The 4,658-nt window shown below is 38.0% G+C and carries 3 protein-coding genes; 1 reads left to right on the top strand and 2 read right to left on the bottom strand.

All coding sequences use genetic code 11. The features are described 5' to 3' along the window. Positions 1-1,374: 1,374 nt before the first annotated feature. Positions 1,375-1,767 carry an inner membrane protein YiaA gene (gene yiaA, locus ASG21_RS17720; RefSeq protein WP_056083824.1) on the bottom strand — a complete coding sequence of 131 codons (393 nt, stop codon included), beginning with the start codon at positions 1,765-1,767 and terminating at the stop codon, positions 1,375-1,377. A gap of 752 nt (positions 1,768-2,519) precedes the next feature. Beyond that, positions 2,520-3,836 (bottom strand): adenosylhomocysteinase, encoded by a 1,317-nt coding sequence (ahcY, locus tag ASG21_RS17725; protein WP_056083826.1) that lies wholly within the window; start codon positions 3,834-3,836, stop codon positions 2,520-2,522. A 163-nt stretch (positions 3,837-3,999) separates the two neighbouring features. On the opposite strand from ahcY, the gene ASG21_RS17730 reads away from it, so the two are divergent. Continuing rightward, positions 4,000-4,530 (top strand): pyridoxamine 5'-phosphate oxidase family protein, encoded by a 531-nt coding sequence (locus tag ASG21_RS17730; RefSeq protein ID WP_056083828.1) that lies wholly within the window; start codon positions 4,000-4,002, stop codon positions 4,528-4,530. Positions 4,531-4,658 lie beyond the last annotated feature (128 nt).

Below are 4,658 nucleotides of genomic sequence, written 5' to 3' on the forward strand. Positions count from 1 at the left end.
GTTCTGAAACATTCCGTAAGCGGAAGTCAGTGATGAAAGATTCCAGTTGCCAAGATTTTGATTGAAACTGACCGCATTGTTCAGAAGATTATTCATGCTGATGACGTTCACAGTGTTCCATCCTGCGAGACTTTGGTTAAAAGATGAAGCGCCCTGAAACATACCTGCCATGTGATTAACACTTGAGGTGTTCCAGTTTCCAATGGGTTGGTTGAAAGCCACAGCACCTCCGAACATTCCCTGCATTGTCGTTACTTTTGATGTATTCCAGCTTCCGATGGGCTGATTAAATGCTTTTGCATTTTGAAACGTGTGGTTCATTAAAATGACTTCGCCCGTATTCCAGCTGCTGATATCCTGATTGAACAGCCAGGCATTCGAAAACATAAATTCCATGTCTGCTACTTTTGAAACATTCCAGCTTCCGATGGGCTGATTGAAATTTTTTGCCATAAAAAACATGGATGTCATATCTGTAACCTCAGAAGTATCCCAGTTCGACAAAGGCTGATTGAAATTTTGCGCCATCATAAAAGTTACTCCCATACTGGTAACATTAGAAGTATTCCAGTTGTTCAGGGGCTGGTTGAAAAGTACACACCCATGAAAAGTAGCATCCAGTTTGGTATTTTGAGAGGTATCCCAGTTGTTTATGGATGGATTTCCGACCAGCGAAGTGCATCCGGAAAACATGTACTGCATGTCGGTCACCAGAGAAAGATTGGGAGAATCTGTAGCTTTTAAATCTAAATTTGTACACCCTGCAAATGAGTGTGACATAGACGACCATACAGCAGATCCCCACTGATTAATTTCAGTAATTTTGGATGTGTCTCCCCAAAGATAGTTAGGATTGCCTCCCGGAACCGGCTCATGGAAAAGAATGCGGTTCACATTCCCGTTGCTTATTTTTACACGGTAGGTAGCATTGGCAGAAACAGGATGGTGTGAAGTTCCGAAATCAAGCAATATAAACTGCGTAGAATTTTGATTGGCAATGGTAGCATGATGTGCGGGAAAACCCACTTCTTCCCATTCAACCGTGAAGTTGCTTCCCCTAATGGGCATCCATGCCTGAGTGTCTGATGATGGAAATGGGGTGCTGGACAGCATTGGATTCTGGCTGTTGGCAGGTTTCCAGGTAGTGATGAATTCATTCTGAGCTGTCAGCAGCTGAAACGAAAATATCATCAGGAAGAAAATTGTAAGTTTTGTTTTTAAAAGATTGTTTTCTGCGATCATATTAATCAACATTTAATTTGGTGTGGTGAATTATTAAAAATCAAAAATACAACTTTTAATTTCATTATTTTGTGAAATAAAAAATACACAATAAAAAAGCCCACCAAATCTGGTGGGCGTCAACTGTCATTTTTATTCCTGAGTCATGTTGTCTCTCGTATTTTTCTGGACGGCAATCGCTCCAAAAAGAGCCAGCAAAAATGCAAATCCGTAGAACCCTTTTTCACTTGGTAAAATGGTGGCATTCCAAAGTCCGATCACAAGCAGTACAATCGAAGACAAGGTAGCAAACCAGCTAATACCGTAGTAAATATCAGTTACTTTTATGTTTTCCATTCTGTCTCTTACTGCTTTCTGCAGAGAAACCACGGCAAATAAACCGTAAAGAAGAATGGTAAAATAATACCCTTTTTCATTAAGCTGCATTTCGGCTCTTGCCAATCCGACGATAAATCCGATCATACCTGCACCCAACGCCACCCATGATGCCGCGACAAATGCATTTGAAACTCCCTGTTTTTTCATTAATTGTTTTTTTTATTATCGATATCAAATATATTATTTTTTTGTGAATGCTTGTAATTAAATGTTGATTTTATCACTTTATTTGGAAAAGCAGTCTGAATAATGTTATAATTTTAGAATAAATCATCAACATTAATTGAAAACTGATAATATAGCCGCTAGTTATTAGAAAATAGATTTTAATAACCTGGATCTGGGATAAAAAAGATTCTATAATTCAACACAAATGAGCTTTAGCCCATTTATATGAAGATATATATTTGGCCTAAGCCGAAATGTATCTTTAAGTTACAGCTAAAGCCTTATAATGCTCATCATAAGAAACATTGGGCTAAAGCCCGTCGTTATTGATTCAACTCTTTGAAAATTTATACTTAAAGCTTAACCCGAACTCAGATTAATTAATAATCGTCTAAATTCCCCTCCTTTGGAGGGGTGTCAAAAAATCTTTGATTTTTTGACGGGGTGGTGTATGCGCAATCATGTCCCAGCCCCGATAACAGCGACATCCTTTTGTGATGAGGAACGAAGAGAAAAAGATACAGCCCTTCGTCAAGCTCAGGATAAACTACTAGCGGGAAATAGCTCCTTAAAATATAAGCAATAAGTAATTTATAATGATTAATGGGGCAGGTAATGTTTAGAGCAAGACGGTTTGAGCGGGGAGAGAATTCTGTTAATGAAAAACGCTCCGGAAAATTCCGAAGCGTTGTATAGCAAAATGCTAAAAGCCATTAGCCAAAAGCCAACTGCTAGTAGCGATAATATTCCGGCTTGTATGGTCCCTGTACTTCTACACCGATGTACTCAGCCTGCTCTGTAGAAAGAACTTCCAACTCAACGCTTAATTTTTTAAGGTGAAGAGCTGCTACTTTCTCATCTAAATGTTTAGGAAGCATATACACTTCGTTTCCGTAAGCTTCAGAATTGTTCCAAAGTTCGATTTGAGCTAAAGTCTGGTTAGAGAAAGAGTTAGACATTACAAATGATGGGTGACCCGTTGCACAGCCTAAGTTTACCAATCTGCCTTCAGCAAGAATGATCACTTCTTTACCATCTTCCAAAGTATAGATGTCAACCTGAGGTTTAACTTCAGATTTTGTGTGACCGTAGTTGTCATTTAACCAAGCCATATCGATTTCGTTATCGAAGTGGCCGATGTTACAAACAATTGCTTTATCTTTTAATTTTAAGAAATGTTCTTTTCTTACGATATTGAAGTTACCGGTAGTAGTGATTACGATGTCTGCGTTATCAACAACGGAATCTAATCTTTTTACCTCAAAACCGTCCATTGCAGCCTGTAAAGCACAGATTGGGTCGATTTCAGTAACAGTAACGATAGAACCAGCTCCTCTGAAAGAAGCAGCAGTACCTTTACCAACGTCTCCGTAACCGCAAACTACAACTCTTTTACCAGCTAACATAATATCAGTCGCTCTTCTTACAGCATCAACTGCAGATTCTTTACAACCGTATTTGTTGTCGAACTTAGATTTTGTCACTGAATCATTTACGTTGATTGCAGGCATTACCAAAGTTCCGTTTTTCATTCTTTCGTACAGTCTGTGAACTCCTGTAGTAGTTTCTTCAGAAAGTCCTTTGATGTCTTTTGTGAATTCAGGGTATCTGTCGAAAACCATGTTGGTTAAATCTCCACCATCATCCAAAATCATGTTCAACGGCTTTCTGTCTTCCCCGAAGAAAAGAGTCTGCTCAATACACCAGTCAAATTCCTCTTCGTTAAGACCTTTCCAAGCGTAAACAGGGATTCCTGCAGCAGCAATAGCAGCAGCAGCGTGATCCTGAGTAGAGAAAATGTTACAAGAAGACCATGTAACTTCAGCTCCCAAAGCAACCAAAGTCTCGATCAAAACTGCAGTCTGGATCGTCATGTGAAGACATCCTGCGATTCTTGCTCCTTTCAATGGCTGAGACGGTCCGTATTCTTCACGGATAGACATCAATCCTGGCATTTCTGCTTCAGCAAGGGTAATTTCTTTTCTTCCCCATTCTGCAAGGGAGATGTCCTTAACTTTATAAGGAACGTATTGTGTAGTTGTACTCATATCTTATGAATGATTTAAATTCAAATATTTAAAGTGCAAAATTACAACATATAATTTAGATAAAAAAACACTTGAAATTTTCCCATATATGAGATTTTACAGCCTTTGTTTTATTTGTTTTAATTCTAATTAACGTACTTTTGTGGTACAATAAATCTTATATATGAACCACACCTCAACTCAGGAAGAAGCTCAGAGACAAGCTAAGCCTCTTGCTCCAAAAGTGAAAGAACTGATTGCAAGAACCCAAAGTATTATTTTGGCAACCGTAGATGCAGAAGGAACTCCAAACTCAAGTTATGCGCCGTTTGTACAGGTTGACAATTCTTTCTATATTTTAGTGTCTTTCATGGCAAAACATACAAAAAATCTTTCTGAAGGAAGAAAAACATCAATCATGTTTATTGAAGATGAATCTGCTACAAAACAGATTTATGCAAGAGAAAGATTGACTATTGAAGCATCAACTTCTCAAATTGAAAGAGATTCTGAAAAATGGAATACAGTTGTTGCTCAGTTAAAGGAAACTCACGGTAAAGTAGTGGAAGTAATTTCTGAAATGAAGGATTTTATTCTGATTGCTTTAACTCCTGTAAAAGGTGCTTACGTCAATGGTTTCGGAAGTGCTTATTTCGTAGATAAAAATCTTGAAATTATGGAGCACAGAAATGATCAGAATCACCAGAGTAAATAGGAAGCTGGAATTTGTACGTTGGTTGAGGGATGCATGATGCTGGAAGGTTACTACTAACTGCTTTAATTTTACATTAAAATAATATTAATTCACTTGAGTCTCAGGATTTGAGTGATTTTTTTTTTTTT

The sequence above is a fragment of the Chryseobacterium sp. Leaf394 genome, from assembly GCF_001424105.1.
In the GTDB taxonomy this organism is placed as follows: domain Bacteria; phylum Bacteroidota; class Bacteroidia; order Flavobacteriales; family Weeksellaceae; genus Chryseobacterium.

What these genes read in the sequence shown, in the direction of transcription:
- yiaA (WP_056083824.1), bottom strand. Translation starts at nt 1,767, where the DNA reads ATGAAAAAACAGGGAGTTTCAAATGCATTTGTCGCGGCATCATGGGTG.
- ahcY (WP_056083826.1), bottom strand. Translation starts at nt 3,836, where the DNA reads ATGAGTACAACTACACAATACGTTCCTTATAAAGTTAAGGACATCTCC.
- ASG21_RS17730 (WP_056083828.1), top strand. Translation starts at nt 4,000, where the DNA reads ATGAACCACACCTCAACTCAGGAAGAAGCTCAGAGACAAGCTAAGCCT.